We start from the raw sequence: 19,401 nt of genomic DNA on the forward strand, positions 1-19,401 counted from the left end.
CCACCTGATTGCGGGAGCGTGCACCCATGGCCAAGGAACTTGCCACCCAGCTCATCGAACAACTCCAGGCCGCCGGCGTCCAACGGATCTACGGAATCGTCGGGGACAGCCTCAACCCGATAGTCGACGCCGTCCGCCAGACAGGCGGTTCGCAGCAGGGCGGCATTGACTGGATCCATGTCAGGCACGAGGAAGCTGCAGCCTTCGCCGCCGCAGCCGAAGCCCAGCTGACAGGAAAACTTGCTGTGTGCGCCGGTTCGTGCGGCCCGGGCAACCTGCACCTGATCAACGGCCTCTACGACGCGAACCGCTCCGGCGCCCCGGTTCTGGCCATCGCCTCGCACATCCCCAGCAAGCAGATCGGCAGCGGCTTCTTCCAGGAAACCCATCCGGACCGGATCTTCAACGAATGCTCCGTCTACTCGGAGCTCATCAGCACGGCGGAACAGGCGCCCCGGGTGATGCACAGCGCCATCCAGCACGCCGTCGCCTTGGGCGGCGTCGCCGTCGTGACCCTTCCCGGTGACATCGCCGGGCTGGAGGCCACCGGCCAGACGCCGCTGCCGGCAAAGTTCCGGCCCGCAACCCTGACGCCTGACGCCGAAAGCGTCAGGGAGCTCGCCGATGCCATCAATGCGGCCGGCAAGGTTGCCATCTTCGCCGGGGCGGGCACGCAGGGCGCCCATGACGAGGTGATGGCGCTCGCGGAACTGATCGGCGCGCCGGTCGGGCACACCCTGCGGGGCAAGGACTTTCTGCAGTACGACAACCCGTACGACATCGGCATGACCGGGCTGCTGGGCTACGGCGCCGCGGCGGAAGGGATCGAGGACGCGGACCTGCTCCTCCTGCTGGGCACCGACTTCCCCTACGACCAGTTCCTGCCGGGGACCCGCACCGCCCAGGTGGACCGCGCCGCCCACAGGCTGGGCCGGCGGACCGACGTCGACATCGCCGTCCACGGCGACCTGCTGCCCACCCTCAACGCGCTGATGCCCCTGCTGGCGCCCAAGAAGAGCCGCCGTTTCCTCAACCAGATGCTCAAGAAGCACGACCGGCTCATGAACAAGGCTGTGGGGGCCTACACCCGCAAGGTGGAAAAGAAGCAGCCGATCCATCCCGAATATGCGGCGTCCCTGCTGGACCAGGTGGCAGCTGAGGACGCCGTTTTCACCGCGGACACGGGCATGTGCAACGTGTGGACCGCCCGCTACATCAACCCGCTGGGCACACGCCGGCTGATCGGCTCGTACCTGCACGGCTCGATGGCGAACGCGCTGCCGCACGCGATCGGCGCGCAGGTGGCGTACCCGGGGCGCCAGGTCATTTCGGTGTCGGGCGACGGCGGGCTGTCCATGCTGCTCGGTGAGCTCATCACCGTTGCCGCCCACCGGCTGCCGGTCAACGTAGTGGTCTTCAACAACTCCACCCTGGGCATGGTCAAGCTGGAGATGCTGGTGGACGGCCTGCCGGACTTCGGTGTGGACGTGCCCGACGCCGATTACGCCGCCGTGGCCAGCGCCCTCGGCTTCCACGCAGTGCGCGTCACGGATCCGGGCCGGATTGAGGACGCGTACCGTGAGGCCTTCGCCCATCCGGGGCCGTCGCTGGTGGAGCTCATCACGGATCCGAAGGCACTGTCGATCCCGCCGAAAATCACCGGCTCGCAGGTCCTCGGGTTCGCCACCGCCATGTCCAAGGTGGTCCTCAACCGTGGCGCCGGCGAGGCCGTGAGCATGGCGCGCAGCAACCTCCGGAACATTCCGCGGCGGTAGTAGCGGCTCACCGGTACGTGCGCCGGGCGGACGGCGCCGAGGGCGGACGGTGCCCAAGACGGCCGGCGGGCCCTCCCGCCGTCGTCCGGTCCCGGCGTCGTACACGTTCGACGGCGGCCGGCACCGACGGTGGTTACCGCGCCCGGCGTTCGGCGGCCAGAAAGGCCGCCGTCCTTTCGATGAGATCGTAGGGGAGCGGCTTGCCGAGGGGGAACTTGAGCGTGCCCTTGGCGGCCCGAAAGGGCGCTATCTCAGCCTGGAAGGCATCGTCGCCGGCCGGCACCGGATAGACCGAAATGTGGTGCGCCCACCCCGCGAAATAGACCACATGCTTGCCGTCGAGGGTGACCGTGGGGATGCCATAGCTGATCGTTTCGCCGGAACCCGGCACGGCAGCGCGGCACCGGCGCCGAACCTCCTGGAGGACGTCCTGCACGTCGGCGGGAAACTGCACGATGTAGTCATCAACGCTCTCGAAAGGCTGGGCCATGCTGTGCTCCTCCACGATCCGCCGGGATGCCTCGAGGATACGCCTGCGCAGGAACGAGAGCGCGTTGCCGAAAACGTTGCGGAAACTGATAGAGCGCCGGACGGGTGAGACCAAACCGACGGCAAACCGTGACCGGCCGGGCATCGTTACTGTCGGACCCCACTGGTTGACTGACCACATACGGTGTTCTGCGGATGATCCGAGGACTGCAATGAACAGGATTCGAATGGCGACGATGATGGCGGCCTCGGCCGCGGTGGCGCTTGCGGCGGCGTGTTCGGCGCCGGCACCGGGACTGGTGAAGGCCGACGGCGTGGAGCGGGTTTCAGTGGATGGAACGGCCTACGCCGCTGAATTCCGTGCTTTCCGGGACTCCGCCCTTGGGCTCGGCCAGGCACTGCTGGCCGACGGCGGGGACGGTGCAGGCGGGAACGTGGTGTCCTCGCCCGGAAGCCTGCTGGTTGCCCTTGCGATGCTTCGCGCCGGTGCAGCCGGGGAAGCCGCTGCCGAGCTGGACAGTGTTGTGGGGTTCCCTGCGGAGAAGCGCGATGAGGCCATGAACGCGCTGCTCGCGTCCCTGGCGACGTTCGACGGCGACCCCGGCGCCGTGGACGAGGACAACCCGCCGCGGCAGCCTGTCATGCATGCCGCCAACGGATTGTTCGTGGACAAGGACGTGCCAACCGGCGAGGCATTCCTCGGCACGCTGGCGAGGCACTACGGGACGGGAGTGTATCCGGTCGATTTCAGTGATGAGGGCGCCACCAAGCCCGCAATCGACGCCTGGGTGGACAGCAACACGGGCGGCCGGGTCAAGCAGGCGCCGGCGAAGTATAATCCCCGGAACACCTTCAGCCTGCTCAACGCCCTGTACTTTGCGGCAGCCTGGCAGACCCCGTTTGACCCGAGTGACACCTCGGACATGCCCTTCACCACGGGCGGGGAAGAGGAAATCGACGTCCCCGCCATGCATAACCTGCTGGAGATGAAGTATGCGGAAGGCACTCGCTGGCGGGCCGTGGACCTGCCGTATGCCGAGGGTTTCGTGATGCGCCTGGTCCTGCCGGAAGCCACCGACTCCGATGCCTCATTCAGGGCGCCTGAACTCACGGAAATCGCGGATGCCATGGACACCGCACCTCTGGAGACGGTGCAGATCCAGCTGCCCCGCTGGGACCACAAATGCAGTTTCGACCTGCGCCAGGTCCTGGAAGCCGCCGGACTGCATAAGACGCTCACCACCACTGAGGACTTCAACGCGATCCAGGCGAGAATGACCATCACGCAGGCGGCGCAGGCGGCAAACATCACGGTGGCCGAGAAAGGAACCGTGGCTGCCGCGGTAACCCAGATCAACGGCATGGTCACCGGCGCGCCGCCCCAGCCCGAGCACACCATCGATTTCGACAGGCCGTTCCACTACCAGATCGTGCACGTCGAAACCGGGCTGCCGCTGTTCATGGGAACAGTGGCCGACCCCCGCTCCTGACCCGCCCCTGGCTCCTGACCCACCCAGACTTAGCGCGGGCCGCCCTGCCAGAGAGCTTCGAACGGGGCGCCCGAGGCCACGCGGTTGCGGATGCCGGCGGTGACGAAGTTCTTGGCCGTGCGCGCTGCCTCCAGCGGCGAAGCGCCCTTCGCCAGCTCGGCCGTCACTGCCGCTGCGAGCGAGCAGCCGGCGCCGGAGACGGCAACCTCTCCCACCTTCGGGGCGGTGAGGACCTCGAGGGTTTCGCCGTCATAGAAGATGTCGACGGCGTCGGGCCCGGACAGGCGCACGCCGCCCTTGGCCAGCACCGCGGCTCCGCTCAGCTCCTGGATCCGGACTGCCGCGGCCTTGAGGGAGTCGACGTCGGTAATCTCCAGGCCGGACAGCGACTCCGCCTCGAAGTGGTTGGGCGTGACAAACGTGGCGAGCGGCAGGATCTGGGCCTTGAGTGCCTGGTCAGTGTCCAGCGCGTGGCCCGGCTCCTGGCCCTTGCAGATCAGCACCGGGTCCAGGACAACATTGCTGAACGCACCCGCGGCCAGTGCGGAGGCCACGGTCGAAATCGTGGCCGGGCTGCCCAGCATGCCGATCTTCACCGTGTCCAGCACGGAAGGTGCGCCGGAAGCGGGACCGTAGGCCGCCGTCGTCGCCTCCAGCTGGTGCGCGATGACTTCCTGGTCCACGGGCACGAAGCGGTGGTTCCAGTCATTCTTCGGGTCGAACGAGACGATGCACGTGAGGTTGGCGATGCCGAAAACGCCCAGTTCCTGGAAGGTCTTCAGGTCGGCCTGGGCCCCGGCACCGCCCGTCGCCTCCGAGCCGGCGATGGTCAGGACAACGGCGGGAGCCGTCCCGGCGGCCGGGTTCGCCCCGGAAAGGTTTTCAGAAGCAACAGAAGTCATCATTCCATCCTGCCATGCCCCGGGAGCCTGCATGCCCTGGGAGCAGCGCCATGGCCCGAAGCCGGCCGCAGCTGGGGGCCCTGCCTAACCATGCAGCGTGCGGTAGGCCTCCGCCGCAGCGGGATGCAGGGGCAGATCCGCCGTGTTGATCAGGGTGTCCGGGCTCAGGAACTGAACGCCGAGGCTGGACCGGGGAACGAGCTCGTCGGCATGATCGACCAGCAGCCTGACAGTGTTCCTCACGATGCCGCCGTCAAGGTCGCCACGGCACAGCAGGAGGTTCGCCACGCCCACGGTCCAGACGGACCCGGCTCCCGGGTAGCCGCTTCCGGGAATCAGGACACGGTCGTAGAAAGCACCGAAGCGGTCGCGAAGGGGCCGGACCAGGCTGGACAGGTCGAGCAACCGAAGCCCCGGCTCGTCGTTCGCCTTCGTGATGGCGGCTGTCGGAACACCGCCCGACCAGAACAGCGCGTCCACGGCTTTCCTTCGGAGCGCGGCCAGCCCGTCGTTGAGACCCAGATTGACTTCCGTAACGGCCCTGGCCGAGCCCGCCAGCCCCGACACTTCCAGGATCCTGCGGGCCGTCAGCGATGTTCCCGACCCCGCCTCACCAATCCCGATTCTCCTGCCCGTGAGGTGGCGGTAGTTCCCGATTCCGCTGTCCCGCCGCACCAGGCAGTGGACATAGTTTTCGTAGACCTTTCCGACGGCGACCATCACCCCGGCGGGCTGGTCCACAGTTTGCTCCGGACCGGTCTCCGGCGCGGCCGGGTAATGCACACCTGCCTGCTGCGCTGCGGCGTCGAGGAGTGCGACGGCGAACGTTGCCTCGCCAGCGACTAGTCGCTTTATGTTGTCAAGACTGCCGCCGGTGGTCAGGGCTTCTGCGCGTTGGGCGATTCCGTGGCGCTGGAGCGACTCGGCAAGGAGTGCGGCGAACTCGAGGTAGAAGCCGCCGGCTTCGCCGCCGGCCACGGTGACCCTGGCCGGGCCGGGTGACGCAGTGCATGCGGCCATGCCCGGGAGGCCAGCGGCCCCGAGGACCAGGCCCAGTCCGGACTTCAGGACTCCGCGCCGGCCCACTGGGTCCTGCGTTGCCGGTCTCATGGTCGCCGTCGGTCCTGGACAGCAGCGCCCGCCGCAGGAGTCGCTCCGGCGCCGCCGTCCATTTCTGGTGCCCGAGCGGTAGTTGCTGCCCGGGCGGCGGGAAATTCCAAGATTGCACGGAGACCGTGCGGATCGCGTCCCCGAAGCGTCAGGCGTCCCCCGTTCGCACCTGCCAGCCGGTCCACAATGGTCATTCCCAGTCCCGTGCCCCGGATGTTGCCGTGGCTCGGGGAGCGCCAAAACCGCGTGGCTGCAGCGCCGAGCTCTTCGGGCGGCAGCCCAGGGCCGTCGTCGGACACTTCTACCACCACTGAGGCGCCCAGCGGGCGGGCCTCCACCGTAATGGTGGCCCCGGGGGCGTACTTGATGGCATTGGTGATCAGTTCACCCACCATCTGGGCGAGCTCGGCGGCGCTGCAGCGAAGCTCCAGTGGCGGTTCCGGAGGAGCAGCCAAAACGATGCGCGAGCCGACGGATTCGCCGGCGGGGCGTGCCCGGTCCACTTCCTCCTGCAGCACGGGGTACGGATCGATGGGCTGCACGGTGCCGCGCGCACCCGGTCTCAAAGTTTCGTTGGCCGCACCCTCGGAAGCCCGGTGCTCGGCGGTGGCCAACTTCAGGACGTCGTCCAGGATCTCCTCCACGCGCTCGAGTTCCTTCACGACCCCCGCTGCTTTGGCCCGTTCAGCGTCGGTCCGGAGTTCCAGCTGCAGCAGGTCGATCCGCAGCCGCAGCGCGCCGATGGGGTTGCGGAGCTGGTGGGAGGTGTCGGCAATGAGCCGACGCTGGGACTCGGTGCTGCTGCTCACTGTCTCGGCCATTTTGGTGAAGGAACGGCTCAGTTCCTTGAGTTCGGGTGGCCCGGCTTCGGGAAGCCGCGCGGCCCTGCCGGTGGCCTCCAGTTCCGCTACCGCCGAGTTCAACCGCAGCACCGGCCGGATCACCCATCCTGTGGCGCGGAGCGCCCCCAGGAGCAGGACCGCCGAAAGTCCGGCCGCGCCCAGGCCCACCAGCAGCCAGCGTTCGCGAAGCTTCTGCCGTGCCGGCCCGAGGTCCACTTCGAGGACGGCTTCACCCAGCACCTGGCTTGCGCTGCCGAACGAGCGCGAAATAAGTGCTCTGCCCGAGCCGAACGGCTGCAACGGCTCAAGCGTTGTGTCATTGAGGTTCAAGCTGGCCCGGGAGATCGCATCCCGCACGTCGGGGCGGTCCGGGGTAAGCCCTCCGGACTGCACCGTGGAGGCCTCCTGCAGTCGAACGATGATGCCCTCGCCGTAAAGGCTGGAGTATCGATCCATCTCGCGCCGGAGCTGCGTCGTGTCGCCGCTTTGCGAGGCGTCGTACGCAACCTGGGCAAACCGGTTGAGTCCCGAGACGCGATTGATCTGGACTTCCTGGGTCAGCTCCCGGCCAGCCGAGGTGAGGATGGCGGTGGAGATCGCCAGCACCATCACCAGGGCGAACAGGCTCAGGATGCCCAGGACCCGGCGCTTCACGTTTGATCCGCTTCGACCCGGTATCCCACGCCCCGGACGTTGATGATGAAGCCCGGCATCTGCAGCTTGGACCTCAGCCCGGTGAGGTGCACATCCAGGGCCCGGGACGAGGCCAGGAAAGCATCACCCCACAGGGCATCGAGGATCTGTTCGCGGGTCACCACGGAGCCGGCGTTCCGGGCCAGCAGGGCCAGGAGATCGAATTCCGTTGCCGTCAGTGAGAGGACCCGGGATCCTATGGCAGCCACCCGCCGGTCGAGGTCGACGTCGAGTTCGCCCAGGACAATGCTGTGGGACCTCTCCGGGCCGCCGCGGCCCGCCCGTCGTGTCACCGCTTCAATCCGAGCGAGGAGTTCCACCAGCTTTACCGGCTTGACCAGGTAGTCGTCAGCGCCGGAGCGGAGGCCCAAGACCACGCTTCGCTCGTCGTCGCGTGCAGTGAGGATGAGGATGGGGCAGCCCGTAACCTGGCGAAGCTTCCGCAGGAGCTCGAGGCCGTCCATGTCCGGAAGCCCGAGGTCCAGAAGGATGACTTCGTGTTCGCGGTGGACCAGCAATGCGTCCGCACCGCGGGACACACGATGTGGTTTGTGGCCTGCGGATACGACGGCCGCCTCGAGGGCCGACGCCATCGCGTCGTCGTCCTCGACGATGAGCACGCGCATTGCCTGTTTCCTCTGCCTTCGTTGCTGTTGGCGGACATCGGAGTCCGTTTGGACATTACTCCTTGTCCGCGGATTTCGCCTTGTTGCTGCCTTGGCAGGATGACGGGAGTGCCTTCGATGCCGTTGGGTGAAGTGCAAAGACGACCCGCCGCCGTCGGCAGTTTCCAATTCCTAAGGAAGTGTTAGGAAATGCCTCTCCACGTTGGATGTGCCAAGGATCACGCATAAGTTGGCAGGTGTCCTCTTGCAGTATCTGCCGGCAAGGCGACCGGTTCGGGGCACTCGGCTGAGGACCCCCAACGCCGCACAGACTCAGGGAAGCCCGGAGCAGGATTCCGGCAGGACACCCATTTCGCACCTCGGACGCCGACGGTGGCACCGACCAGGAAGGTTCATTGATGAGCACCCAGCACGCCGCGCCCCACAGCGCGGCACCCAGCGAAGCAGCACAAACCCGCCGGGCGGTCGGCAACATCCTCAAAGGCTCCGCCGGCAACCTCGTGGAGTGGTACGACCTCTACGTCTACACAGTCTTCGCGGCGTACTTCCAGGCACACTTCTTCAATTCCAAGGACGAGCTCCAGGCCGGACTGGAAGCCATGGCGGTCTTCTCGACGTCGTTCCTCATGCGCCCCATCGGCAGTTGGTTCTTCGGACGCTACGCCGACCGCAACGGGCGGAAGGCGGCCCTGACCCTCAGCGTGACCCTGATGTCCGCGGGGTCCTTCGCGATTGCGGTCCTCCCGACGAAGGACGTCATCGGGATCTGGGCCTTGGTCCTGCTGATCCTCATCCGCGTGCTGCAGGGCTTCTCCGTGGGCGGCGAATACGGCACCAGCGCCACGTACATGTCCGAGGCCGCCACCTCCAAGCGCCGCGGCTTCTTCTCCAGCTTCCAGTACGTGACCCTGGTTGGCGGCCAGATGCTGGCCCTGCTGGTTCTTGTGATCCTGCAGAACTCCCTGGGCGACGGACTGCTGAAGGAATGGGGCTGGCGCATCCCGTTCGCCATCGGCGGCGTTGCGGCGCTGGTGGTCCTGTGGCTGCGGCGCTCCATGGAGGAGACGGTTTCGGCGGAACAGGTCCAGGCGGCCAAGGCTCCTGCCGCAGCCGGACAGGCCCAGCCCGGCACCCTCAGGCTCCTGTTCACCCAGCACTGGAAGCCGCTGCTGATCTGCATCGGCGTGACCCTGGGCGGCACCGTTGCCTTCTACACCTACACCAACTTCATCCTGAAGTTCATGAACGATACGTCCGGCATCGCCAAGACGGACACGTCCGTGATCAACTTCTGGGCGCTGTTCATCTTCATGCTGCTCCAGCCCGTGTACGGCATCATTTCCGACAAGGTGGGCCGCAAGCCGCTGCTTCTCTGGTTCGGCATCACCGGCGTGCTCTTCACCTGGCCGTTGCTCTCCACCCTGGCCGGCACCAAGGATCCGTTCACGGCGTTCCTGCTGATGATGGGCGGCCTGCTGATCGTGGGCGGCTACACGTCCATCAACGCCCTCGTGAAGGCCGAGCTCTTCCCGGCATCCATCCGCGCGCTTGGCGTGGGCCTGGGCTATGCCATTGCCAACTCGCTGTTCGGTGGCACTGTCCCGCTGATCGGCGCGGCGCTGCAGAAATCGGACCAGGTGGACCTCTTCTTCACCTACGTCACCGTCGCGATCGGTGTGTCCCTTCTGGTCTACATCTTCGCGCTGAAGAACAAGAAGACCACGCACCTGGACCGCGAACAGGGCCATGCCTGGTCCGGCACGGCTGCATCCAGCGCCGTGCGCAAGGATGACGACGAGGACTTCGTCAACGCCTGACCTCCGCTGGCGGTCAACACAACAACGCGACGGCGGGTGGCCGGCTACGGGACTTCGGTTCCGGAAGCCGGCCGCCCGCCGTCGTTCTTGGGGTTTTTCCGTACGTCAGTGGGACCCTCCAGCCCGGCCTTCAACGTGCCTGCAATGGTGGGACACAGGAGCTGGCATTGGTGGGAGAATGGAGGGCGGTTTCGGCGGCCAGCCGGCGGGACCCGTCCAGTGCTAATACAGCCGGCTGCCAAACCCTTTCCTCGGGAGGCAGGCAGCCGAGCGAACCACTACGAATGGAACTCCCATGACCACCGCCCAGTCCTCCGTGCCGAAGGCAGCGCTGAAATTCGCCTCGGTCGGCTCCCCCTACTTCGGAATCATGCTCGCCGTCATGGCCGTGGTGCTGATTCTGTCCAACATCGGTGCCTCCAAGGGCGTGGCATTCGGCCCAATCGTCACGGACGGCGGCTTTTTCCTGTTCCCGCTGGCGTACATCCTGGGCGACGTCATCAGTGAGGTCTACGGCTTCAAGGTGGCCCGGAAAGCCATTGTCACCACGTTTGCCCTGTCCGTCTTCGCCTCGCTTTGCTACTGGGTGATCATTGCGCTGCCCGGCTTCGACGACGAGTTCGGCACCGCCAAGCAGTCCGCCCTCGAAGGCGCCATCGGCCCGGTTCCGCAGATCGTGCTGGCCTCGCTTCTGGCGTTCTTCGCCGGGCAGACCATCAACTCCTGGATCCTGGTCAGGATGAAGGCGCGCAGCGGGGAGAAGTCACTGTGGGCGCGCATCATGGGCTCGTCGGTGGCAGGCGAATTCGTGGACACCCTGATCTTCTGCAGCATCGCGGCCTCGGTCATCGGCATCAGTGACTTCGGCATGTTTGTGAACTATGTGCTGGTGGGTTTCCTCTACAAGACCCTCGTGGAGTTCCTCTTTGTTCCCGTGACAACCCTGGCCATCGGCTGGGTCAAGAAGCGCGAACCGAGCTACGCCTAGTCCGGCCCTGCGCCGCCGCATCGATAGCTTCTGCGCCGAAACCGCCGGAAAGGTGCGGGCTAGCCGGAACGTTTCGGCGTCTTCGCGGGCCTCCGGCCAGTTCGGCGCGGCGCCGCAGATCGGAAGCGGGCCAGTAGCGCAGGGGGCGGCCCGGTGGCTCAGGCGGCTGGTCGGCCTGCTAGGGCCTGGAGCACGCGATACTTAAACCGTGACTCGTTGAACAGATCCTTCCATGTGATCCGAAGGAACTTCCAGCCCTCCTCCGTCAGGGCATTCTCCCGCTGCCGCTCCTGGTAAAGGACTTCGTCGGTGGGTTTGAAATCGAAGTACTTGACCTTGCCGTCGACCTCCAAGGCCACTTTCTCCTTCTTCCAGGCGAAGTCGAGGCGATGCCGGCCAAGCGCGCTCGCAACCTCAACCTGCGGCGTGGGCGGGGTGATCCTGAGCCGGAGGATCAGTTCCCGGGTGAGTGTTTCGCCGGGCGACTCTGAACGGGGGTCCGCGTTCTCCAGCGCACGGCGGAACGTACGGACACCGCGCCTGCCGTCCAGCGCATCCGCCATTTTCTGCAGCAGGTTGCGGTCAGCGCCCAGCCGGAGCGCGTGGTCCATAACGATCAATGACTGCCGGTATGCCAGCATTATGGCGCAATCGGCGGCGGTCCGTTCCAAAGAAGTCACGCGGAGTCCGTCCAGTGTCACTATCTCGTCGTCGGAGAAGGGCCGGGTATGGCACCTAACGTCTCTGCCGTGGCGCTCACTCGACGGATTCATCCGCTGCAGAAGGTGGATCAGGTCATCTACTTTCCAGAGATAGAGACGGTGCAGGCGTGCTGCGGAGGTGTGGCTGTATGCAAACTGGCCGGTCGACGTTGTTCGTGTTCCGTGCGCGTGTGCGTAGATGAGCTGCCGGCTGCGGACGCCTGCGGATTGGGCGTTCCACACGCTGGCGCGTAAATAGCAGCCGTACCGTAGCCGAACCAGGGATCCCGACTTCAGCAGGGATTTGATGGACCGCGAGCCATAGCCAAGATCCGTCAGCTCGTCGGTGCGCCATAGGTTGCCGGTTGGGGGGAGGTCAGGGGAGTTGTTTGAACGCATGGCCCTAGCTTCGGGGGTCGCGCCAACACAGGCGAGATGCCGCTGTCATTATGTGGAAAACGCGAAACCGCCGGAAAGCTGCGGGGCCGCCGTTCCGTTTCGGCGGCCCCGCACGTTTCCGGCGAGTTCGGCGGCGCGCCACGGGCCCTAGGAGTAGTAGCGTCCCAGGGTCTCGGCCTTGAACTCGAAGAAGTCGCCGGAGTCGATGGCGAGCCGGGCGTCGTCCACCATCTTCACTACGAAGCGCTCGTTGTGGATGGAGATGAGCGTGGCGGAGAGCATCTCCTTGGCCTTGAACAGGTGGTGGATGTACGCGCGCGAATAGTTCAGGCATGCGTAGCAGTCGCAGCCGTCCTGCAGCGGGCCGAAGTCGCGCTTGTACTTGGCGCCGGACAGGTTGAAGCGGCCGTCGGGCGTGTAGAACGCCGAGTTGCGGGCAACGCGGGTGGGGGAGACGCAGTCGAAGGTGTCGGCGCCGTTCTCGATGGCCGTGAAGATGTCGTCCGGCTCGGAGATGCCGAGCAGATGCCGTGGCTTGTTTTCCGGCAGTTCCTCGTTGCACCAGCGCACGATGGTGCCCAGGTTCTCCTTCTCGAGGGCACCGCCGATCCCGTAGCCGTCGAAGGCCATGGCACCGAGGTCGCGGCAGGCCTTGCGGCGCAGGTCCTCGTACTGGGCGCCTTGGATTACGCCGAACAGCGCCTGGTACGGCTTGCCCAGGCGTTCGTCAGTGAGCCGGAAGTGCTCCTCGATGCACCGCAAAGCCCAGCGCCGGGTGCGCTCCAGCGATTCCTCCTGGTAGCCCCGCGAGTTCTGCAGCGTGGTGAGCTCGTCGAAGGCGAACATGATGTCTGCGCCGATCTGATGCTGGACCTGCATGGAGATCTCGGGCGAGAAGCGGTGGCGGTCCCCGTTGAGGTGGCTCTTGAACCACACGCCGTCCTCGTCCACATGGGCCAGCCGCTCCTTGCCCGGCGCCACAGCGTCGTCGGGGACGGCGGTATCCGCCACCGGCACCGTCTTCATGTCGATGACCTTCTTGAACCCCGAGCCAAGGCTCATCACCTGGAAGCCGCCGGAATCCGTGAAGGTGGGACCGCGCCAGTTCATGAAGGCGCCCAGGCCGCCGGCTTCGTCCAGGATTTCGGGGCCGGGCTGCAGGTACAGGTGGTAGGCGTTGGCCAGCAGGGCCTGGGCGCCGAGTTCGGCCATGGACTCGGGAAGCACGGATTTCACTGTGGCTTTGGTGCCGACGGCGATGAAGGCCGGCGTCTGGATCTCCCCGTGCGGGGTGGTGATGGTGCCGGTCCGGCCCAGGAACCCGCCTCCGTTGGCGCTCTCCTGTTCCGGGGCGGGGCTGCATGTTTCAGTGAGCCGCTTGCCCACCCGGAAGGAGAACTCCGACTGGCGGGCGGCCGGCACCGGTGCAGAGGGGGAAAGCGGTGCAGGCGGAAGGGACGGTTCAGGATTGGCTGGCACTGTTCAAGTGTCCCAGCTAGCAGCCGGGGACTCTTACTGGAGGGGTTCTGATGTGGGGTAGTTCTCAGAGCGCCAGTCGTCCCACAGCGAGCGGATGGTCTCCATGCTGTTCGCGCCGAGATCGTACAGCGAGAGGATCACCAGCGATCCGCCGTCGGGCCTTTTCTCGGGAATCACGGGCTGGTCGGCCACGATCAGCAGGCCCTCACCGTGCTCGGCGTAACTGTGTACGGTGAGCCCCACCTGGTGGTTGGTCTTGTGCCAGACCCTGCCCGAGACTTCCTCGCCGGTGCCCAGGGTCAGGGAATACTCTTCGCCGGGCGCGGGGATGTCCTTGAGCCCGAGTTTCTCGATGGCGGACCCGCCGCTGCCGGGGACGGAGAAATAGCAGGTCCGGCGCTTGCCGTGGGGATGGCGCTCCAGCGCAAACCTCAGCTGCTGCAGGAAGATGAGCCATCCTTGGGTGATGTCCTCGTCCCACGCGGCCCATTCCGAGTTGTGGTCCACGCCTGCGCGGGTGACACTGACCTCTGTCCCGGTGGGCACGGGTTTCAGCGTGAAGACGTCGCCGCCGTCGACCGTCAGTGCGGTGTGGTCCGGGCCCTCGACCACATTTTTGCCGAAGTAGATTTCATTGATTTCCGCCGCCAATTCATCAGCTTCCCAGCCATGCCACTGCGCGATTTTCGAGGGTTCGCGCAGCATCGTCCAAACCTGCGGCGCGTCCGAATTGATCACAACGCTGAGATTGTTCGTCATGGCCTGAATCTACAACTTGGGGTGCAACCCGGGCTAGAGGAAATGCGGGTCGAAAACGGGTTCAGTCGTCCCCGGGCAGGCCCGGAGCTGCTTAGGCCCGCACGGACTCCAGCTCGTTCGCAATCCGCCGCTCCAGTTCTGATCCGCTGATGGTCTGCGATCCGCCGTGGGCGCGCAGGAACAGCAGCGATTCCAGGCGCAGCAGCCGCCACTCGCGCTCCGCCTCATGGTTGGAGTTGTCGATGGAGCGGAAGATCTCTTTGTCGTACAGGTTCGGCTCGTTGAGTGAGCGCTGGCGCACCCTGGCCTGCATCCGCGCCTTGAACGGGTCCGTCTCCTGGTTGTCCGGTGCCCGGAGCAGCTTCTCATACACGGCGGCGCGGTCCTTCTGCCCCGTCTGGCGGCACACGTAGCTGGACAGCGCGAGCGACGCCTCCACCGACCCCCAGCGGCCCGGGTTGCCGTCGAAGGGCAGCACGTTCAGCAGGTCGGCGACCGCCAGCGCGGCTTCGGCGTCCTTGAGCATGACGAACAGCTCATGCGCGAGGTCGCTCAGGTCCTTCAGGCAACTGCCGGACTTGGTGTTGATGCCCTTGACCAGCTTGTCGGCCAGCAGTTGCACCCCGCTGGAGTCCGGATGGGCCTCCGCCACGGCTTCCACCACGGATTCAGGCGTTCCGGAGGGCTCCGGGATGAGGGCAAGATCGTCGGCGCTGGGGCCGATCACCACCGGAGTGGTGGACGGCAGTGGGGGCACGACGACGGCGGCAGGCGCCGTGCGCGCAGGCTCGCCGGCTGCTTGGTTCCCCGCTACGGAGTCCCCGACTACGGAAAGGGGAGTGCCGGCGTCGGATGCTTGGGCGCTCGCCGTTTGGGCGGCACCGTCCGCCGTTGCAGCGCCGTCTGCGGTGGCGGCACGATCGACGACGGCAGCGGTCTTTGCAGCGTCATTCACGGCGTCTTCCGGGGCGGGGAAGCCGTCATCCGCGGGTTCAGGGATCCGCACGGACGAGCCGGCAGCGATGCGCAGCGTGCCGCCGCCGGTGAGGGTCGCAAGGATAATGGCGGGGCTGCCGAAATCATCGGTTTCGACTTCCACGCTGTGGATTTCCGCGGACCGCTCGCCATCCGGCAGGAGCAGGTGGTCGCCCGCCCGCAGAGAGCCCGCCTGCTGTTCACGGAAGGTCTTGGCAGCTGCAGGGTGGTTCATCGGGAGTCCTTAAGTTCTCTTGCGGTCCGCCCAACAGTCTACAAAGGCGAGGGTGCGAAGTCGGGGAGGCGCGGGCGCCCGGGCGTCAGCTGCCGACGCCGGCGTAGGCCAGGGCCTGCTTCACCAGGGCGCCGCGGCCGCCGGCAAACTCGAGCTGCACGCCGTCGCTGAGCACTTCCTGGGGTGTCATCCAGGTCAGCTCCAGTGCGTCCTGGCGGGGGTCGCATTCGCCGGTGACGGGGATGATGTAGGCGAGTGACACGGCGTGCTGGCGGTCGTCGGTGAAGCCGGTGTGGGACGGTGCGGGGAAGTATTCGGCCACGGTGAAGGGCACCGGGCTGATGGGGAGCTGGGGGAATGCCAGCGGGCCGAGGTCCTTTTCCATGTGCCGCAGCAGGGCGGCGCGGATGGTCTCGCGGTAGAGCACCCGGCCGGAGACGAGAGACCGGACCATGGTGCCGTCCTCGTCCGCCTGCAGGAGCGTGCCCACCTCATTCACGAACCCGAGTGGATCCAGCCGGACCGGCACCGCCTCCACGTAGACCATCGGAAGCCTGCCTCGGGCTTCGAAGAGATCTTCGTCCGAGAGCCAGCCGGGGTTGGGGTCAGGGGTGCGCACGTTCATGAGTCATTTTTACCCCATTGCCACAGGTCCGGCCGCCGAGGCGTGAGATTCCACCGCTTAGAGGCGGCCAAAGCGACGAGATCTCACCCCTCGATTTGCCGCCCTACGACGGGCGCCGGGCCGAGGGGAGCGGGGGGCTACGACGGGCGCCGGGCCGAGATCCAGAGCGGTGCCCGCTGGGCTGCCGCGCCGCCGTTGTCCGGGTGCGGCACATGCAGGGTGCGTCCGAAGGCCTCCTCGGTCAGCGTAACGTCGTGTCCCGCGGCAGAGAGTCGGTCCTGCAGGGCGCTAAGGTCCCCGGTGTACTCGAACCCCAGCCCCGCGTGCGCCGCGCCGGTACCGGGCCGGGCCATCAGGACACCGCCGTTCTTGGCCGTGAAGTCGGCGGTTTCGTCGTCGTCCGGGACCGGCCGGAAACGCGCGCCGATGTCCCGCAGTGCCTGGGCGGCGGCGGTCACATCCTCGCTGAACCAGACCTCTACCACGGCGAGTGCCGGATCCGCATCCGCGCAGTTGGCCCCGTGGGCGGCCTTGTCCGCGAAGAAGCTGAAGCCGTCCGCACCCGTGATCCGGCAGGAGTCGCCGCGGTCCGCCCGGACGAGCTCGGCGGAGGAGGTGTCCGCTTCCGCGCCGGACTGGTTGGTCCGCCGGGCAAACTCCTCAAGGTCACCGACCTCCACGCCAAAGTGCGTGACGCCGTCCTCCGCCGTGCCCGGCTCGGCCTGGTGCAGCGCCAGCCGGCCCGCCCCGGCGTCGTACTCCCGCCAGGAGCCCTCATCGGTGGACTTGATCATCCCCAGGTCGGTGAGGAGCCGCTCCCAGGGTTCAACCCGGGACGTAAAGTGGATGGGACGGACACGAAGCATGCTCTCTCCTCGAACTCGTAACACCAGGATCTTCGAAAACGGCGCCGACATGGCCATGATGCCACGTCTTGAATCGCGAAACACCGGGTTAACCAGCGGGTGCCGGGTTGAATCGAGGGGCACTGCGGGCAGAATAGGCGCATGGCTGTGGAACTCGAGGAACTGCTGATGCCCGACGCCGCCGCGTGGCGGACGTGGCTGGAATCCCACCACAGCGACAGCCCCGGCGTCTGGCTGGTCCTGCACAAAAAGGGCGGCAACGTCACCGAACTCGACTACGATGCCGCCCTGGACGAGGCGCTTTGCTTCGGCTGGATCGACGGCCAGGTAAAGAAGCGCGACGGCGACAGCTACCTTCAGCGCATGACCCGCCGGGGTGCGAAGAGCCCCTGGTCGGAACGGAACGTCGGCCACGTGGCCCGGCTCGAGGCGGAAGGGAAGATGACAGGTCCGGGCCGTGCCGCCGTCGACGCCGCCAAAGCCGACGGCCGCTGGGAGGCCGCCTATGCGGGACCGGCGACGGCGGAGGTTCCGGCGGATCTGGCTGCCGCGATCGCCGCCGTGCCCGAGGCGCAGGCCATGTTCGATGTGCTGACCTCGGTGAACCGGTACGCGCTGATCTACCGGACCAATTCGGTCAAGCAGGCCTCCACCCGGGCGCGCAAGATCGCCGGGTTTGTCGAGATGCTGGCCCGCGGCGAGACGCCGTATCCGCAGAAGAAGCGCCCGGCGCAGAATCCCGCTGGTTGAGCCTGGTGCTTCGTTCCGCTGGTTGAGCCTGTCGAAACCCCGCAACCGGATCGAAAAGGCCGTCCGCGATAAAATTGGTGCCAACTCCCAACACGAACGGCGAACATGCAGCGGTATTCCCTACTCACGCTGGGCCCGCGCGGGCGGTGGATTGCGGCGGCAGTGGTCCTGGCTCTGGTGCTGGCCGCGGCTGCGGTGATCGGTCTGGCCGGGCGTTCCGGCGACACTGGAACGCCCGGCGGCCCCGGATCCCAAAGCAGCGGCCCCCAAAGCGGCGGCGCCCAGGGTGAAGCCCCGAAGTCGTTCAGCAGGCCTGAGGGCGCGCAGTTCCGGCCCTCCTACCACCTCACTCCCGCCAAGGAGTGGATGAACGATCCGCAGCGGCCGTTCCTGCTGGACGGGGTGTGGCACTACTACTACCTCTACAACGCGGACCACCCCGAGGGTAACGGCACCGAATGGTTCCACGTCACCAGCACCGACCTGGTGCACTGGAAGGACGAGGGCATTGCCATTGAGAAGTTCAAGAACGGCCTCGGGGACATTGAGACCGGCAGCGCCGTGGTGGACCAGGACAACACCGCCGGCTTCGGCAAGGGCGCGGTCGTCGCCGTCATGACCCAGCAGGACAAGGGCGTGCAGCGGCAGTCCCTGTTCTACTCCACGGACAAGGGCTACACGTTTAAGGCCGCCGACGGGAACCCGGTCATGGAGAACCCCGGCGCGAAGCACTGGCGCGATCCCAAGATCATCCGTGACGAGGCCCGCGGACAGTGGGTCATGGCGTTGGCCGAGGGGGAGAAGATCGGCATGTACTCCTCAAAGGACCTCAAGGACTGGCGCTACATATCCGGCTTCGAGCGCAAGGGCCTGGGGATCCTCGAATGCCCGGACCTCTTCCAGCTGGACCCCGACGGCGACCCCGCCAAGCGCACCTGGGTCCTCGCCGCAAGCGCGAACGGCACCGCGGAAGGCCGGACCGCCGGCGTGGCCTACTGGACCGGGACCTTTGACGGAACCGCGTTCACCCCGGTAGATGACAAACACCAGTGGCTCGACGCCGGCGCCGACTTTTATGCCGCCGTCACCTGGGACGATCCCCGGCTGCCGGAAAACGAACGGATGGCGTCGCGCCACGCGATCGGCTGGATGAACAACTGGACCTACGCCCGTCAGCTGCCCACCACCGACTGGCAGGGCGGCGCCGACTCCATCGTGCGGGACATCCGGCTGAAGACCGTGCAGGGCCGGCCCACGCTCGTGTCCACGCCCACTCCGGCGCTGTCCGCGCTGGACGGCGAAGCCAAGACCGCCGGCAGCAGGGCGCTGACTCCGGAGGGCGCCGGCGAGCTTCCCGTGCCCGCAGGGGGCGCCTACCGGCTGGACGTGACCCTCGAACGTGCATCGGGCGACGACGGCACGGAGGGCCTGCTGAAGCTTGGCAGCGGCGGGGCGGACTATGCCACGGTGGGCTACAACTTCGAGGAAGGCACGGCATGGGTGAGCCGGGCTGCAGTGGTGCCCGGCGCGGAGGCACTGGGCCCGCTCTTCACCGACCGGAGGAGCGCCCAAAGCCCGCCCCGGAACGGCAGCTCGCAGGGCAGGGGCAGCGTGGACCTGACCATCTTCGTGGACTATTCCTCGGTGGAGGTCTTCGTGAACGGCGGGGAGCAGACCCTGACGTCGGTGGTGCTGCCTAAGCCCGGGCAGCCGGCGGTCAGCGCCGCCACCGCCGGCGGGAAGCTGACGCTGAAATCGTTCAAGTACACCCCGCTGGCCACCGTGCTGACGGCACGCTAAACGAGCCGCCCGGAAGCAATTAGGCGCGGCGGCGCGCCACACCGAGCGGCGCGCCAGGCGGCGCCGGCCGAGCCTCAGCG

17 protein-coding genes are annotated in these 19,401 nt (G+C 66.7%); 6 read left to right on the plus strand and 11 right to left on the minus strand.

Annotated features, from left to right (window positions below):
- The first annotated feature begins 26 nt into the window (after positions 1-26).
- The gene (locus ACHMXB_RS20430; protein ID WP_395401405.1) at positions 27-1,775 is read left to right on the plus strand and encodes a pyruvate dehydrogenase; all 1,749 of its coding nucleotides are present in this window, start codon (positions 27-29) and stop codon (positions 1,773-1,775) included.
- 133 nt (positions 1,776-1,908) lie between these two features.
- On the opposite strand, the gene ACHMXB_RS20435 is transcribed toward ACHMXB_RS20430, so the two are convergent.
- The gene (locus ACHMXB_RS20435; RefSeq protein WP_395401407.1) at positions 1,909-2,265 is read right to left on the minus strand and encodes an iron chaperone; all 357 of its coding nucleotides are present in this window, start codon (positions 2,263-2,265) and stop codon (positions 1,909-1,911) included.
- Positions 2,266-2,476: 211 nt separating this feature from the next.
- On the opposite strand from ACHMXB_RS20435, the gene ACHMXB_RS20440 reads away from it, so the two are divergent.
- Entirely contained in the window at positions 2,477-3,754 is a 1,278-nt protein-coding gene (locus tag ACHMXB_RS20440; RefSeq protein WP_395401409.1) for a serpin family protein, read from the plus strand.
- Between the two features lie 29 nt (positions 3,755-3,783).
- Here ACHMXB_RS20440 and ACHMXB_RS20445 read toward each other — a convergent pair whose 3' ends face one another.
- The 4 genes from ACHMXB_RS20445 to ACHMXB_RS20460 form a co-directional block, all read right to left on the minus strand.
- Positions 3,784-4,656, minus strand: a complete 873-nt coding sequence (locus tag ACHMXB_RS20445) for a hydroxymethylpyrimidine/phosphomethylpyrimidine kinase (RefSeq protein ID WP_395401411.1) — start codon at positions 4,654-4,656, stop codon at positions 3,784-3,786.
- Between the two features lie 84 nt (positions 4,657-4,740).
- Entirely contained in the window at positions 4,741-5,766 is a 1,026-nt protein-coding gene (locus ACHMXB_RS20450; RefSeq protein WP_395401413.1) for a TAXI family TRAP transporter solute-binding subunit, read from the minus strand.
- Complete coding sequence (locus ACHMXB_RS20455; RefSeq protein ID WP_395401415.1) at positions 5,763-7,262, minus strand: ATP-binding protein; 1,500 nt, start codon at positions 7,260-7,262, stop codon at positions 5,763-5,765. Before ACHMXB_RS20455 ends, ACHMXB_RS20450 begins: the two co-directional genes overlap by 4 nt.
- Positions 7,259-7,927, minus strand: coding sequence for a response regulator transcription factor (locus tag ACHMXB_RS20460; protein WP_395401417.1), 669 nt, complete (start codon positions 7,925-7,927; stop codon positions 7,259-7,261). Before ACHMXB_RS20460 ends, ACHMXB_RS20455 begins: the two co-directional genes overlap by 4 nt.
- Before the next feature lie 398 nt (positions 7,928-8,325).
- Between ACHMXB_RS20460 and ACHMXB_RS20465 the strand changes: the two genes are divergently transcribed.
- Positions 8,326-9,744, plus strand: coding sequence for an MFS transporter (locus ACHMXB_RS20465; RefSeq protein WP_395401419.1), 1,419 nt, complete (start codon positions 8,326-8,328; stop codon positions 9,742-9,744).
- A gap of 295 nt (positions 9,745-10,039) precedes the next feature.
- Positions 10,040-10,732, plus strand: a complete 693-nt coding sequence (locus ACHMXB_RS20470) for a queuosine precursor transporter (RefSeq protein ID WP_395401421.1) — start codon at positions 10,040-10,042, stop codon at positions 10,730-10,732.
- Positions 10,733-10,890: 158 nt separating this feature from the next.
- Here ACHMXB_RS20470 and ACHMXB_RS20475 read toward each other — a convergent pair whose 3' ends face one another.
- The 6 genes from ACHMXB_RS20475 to ACHMXB_RS20500 all read right to left on the minus strand — a co-directional run bounded on the left by ACHMXB_RS20475 (position 10,891) and on the right by ACHMXB_RS20500 (position 16,771).
- A complete protein-coding gene (locus tag ACHMXB_RS20475) occupies positions 10,891-11,832 on the minus strand; it encodes a hypothetical protein (protein ID WP_395401423.1) in 942 nt (313 codons plus the stop codon).
- Positions 11,833-11,979: 147 nt separating this feature from the next.
- A complete protein-coding gene (gene tgt / locus ACHMXB_RS20480) occupies positions 11,980-13,311 on the minus strand; it encodes a tRNA guanosine(34) transglycosylase Tgt (RefSeq protein WP_395401425.1) in 1,332 nt (443 codons plus the stop codon).
- 33 nt (positions 13,312-13,344) lie between these two features.
- Positions 13,345-14,070 (minus strand): SRPBCC domain-containing protein, encoded by a 726-nt coding sequence (locus ACHMXB_RS20485; RefSeq protein ID WP_395401427.1) that lies wholly within the window; start codon positions 14,068-14,070, stop codon positions 13,345-13,347.
- A gap of 91 nt (positions 14,071-14,161) precedes the next feature.
- Positions 14,162-15,280: a DUF6707 family protein gene (locus ACHMXB_RS20490; protein WP_395401429.1), complete on the minus strand. Its 1,119-nt coding sequence runs from the start codon at positions 15,278-15,280 to the stop codon at positions 14,162-14,164.
- An 85-nt stretch (positions 15,281-15,365) separates the two neighbouring features.
- Positions 15,366-15,905, minus strand: coding sequence for an NUDIX hydrolase family protein (locus ACHMXB_RS20495; protein ID WP_111902459.1), 540 nt, complete (start codon positions 15,903-15,905; stop codon positions 15,366-15,368).
- A 137-nt stretch (positions 15,906-16,042) separates the two neighbouring features.
- Entirely contained in the window at positions 16,043-16,771 is a 729-nt protein-coding gene (locus ACHMXB_RS20500) for a VOC family protein (RefSeq protein WP_395401431.1), read from the minus strand.
- 141 nt (positions 16,772-16,912) lie between these two features.
- On the opposite strand from ACHMXB_RS20500, the gene ACHMXB_RS20505 reads away from it, so the two are divergent.
- Together ACHMXB_RS20505 and ACHMXB_RS20510 are read left to right on the plus strand one after the other, a co-directional pair.
- Positions 16,913-17,521 (plus strand): YdeI family protein, encoded by a 609-nt coding sequence (locus ACHMXB_RS20505; RefSeq protein ID WP_395401433.1) that lies wholly within the window; start codon positions 16,913-16,915, stop codon positions 17,519-17,521.
- Positions 17,522-17,626: 105 nt separating this feature from the next.
- On the plus strand, positions 17,627-19,321 hold the full coding sequence (locus ACHMXB_RS20510; protein WP_395401435.1) for a glycoside hydrolase family 32 protein: 1,695 nt from the start codon (positions 17,627-17,629) through the stop codon (positions 19,319-19,321).
- The last annotated feature ends 80 nt before the right edge of the window (positions 19,322-19,401 follow it).

This window comes from Arthrobacter sp. UC242_113 (assembly GCF_044054585.1).
Lineage (GTDB): Bacteria > Actinomycetota > Actinomycetes > Actinomycetales > Micrococcaceae > Arthrobacter.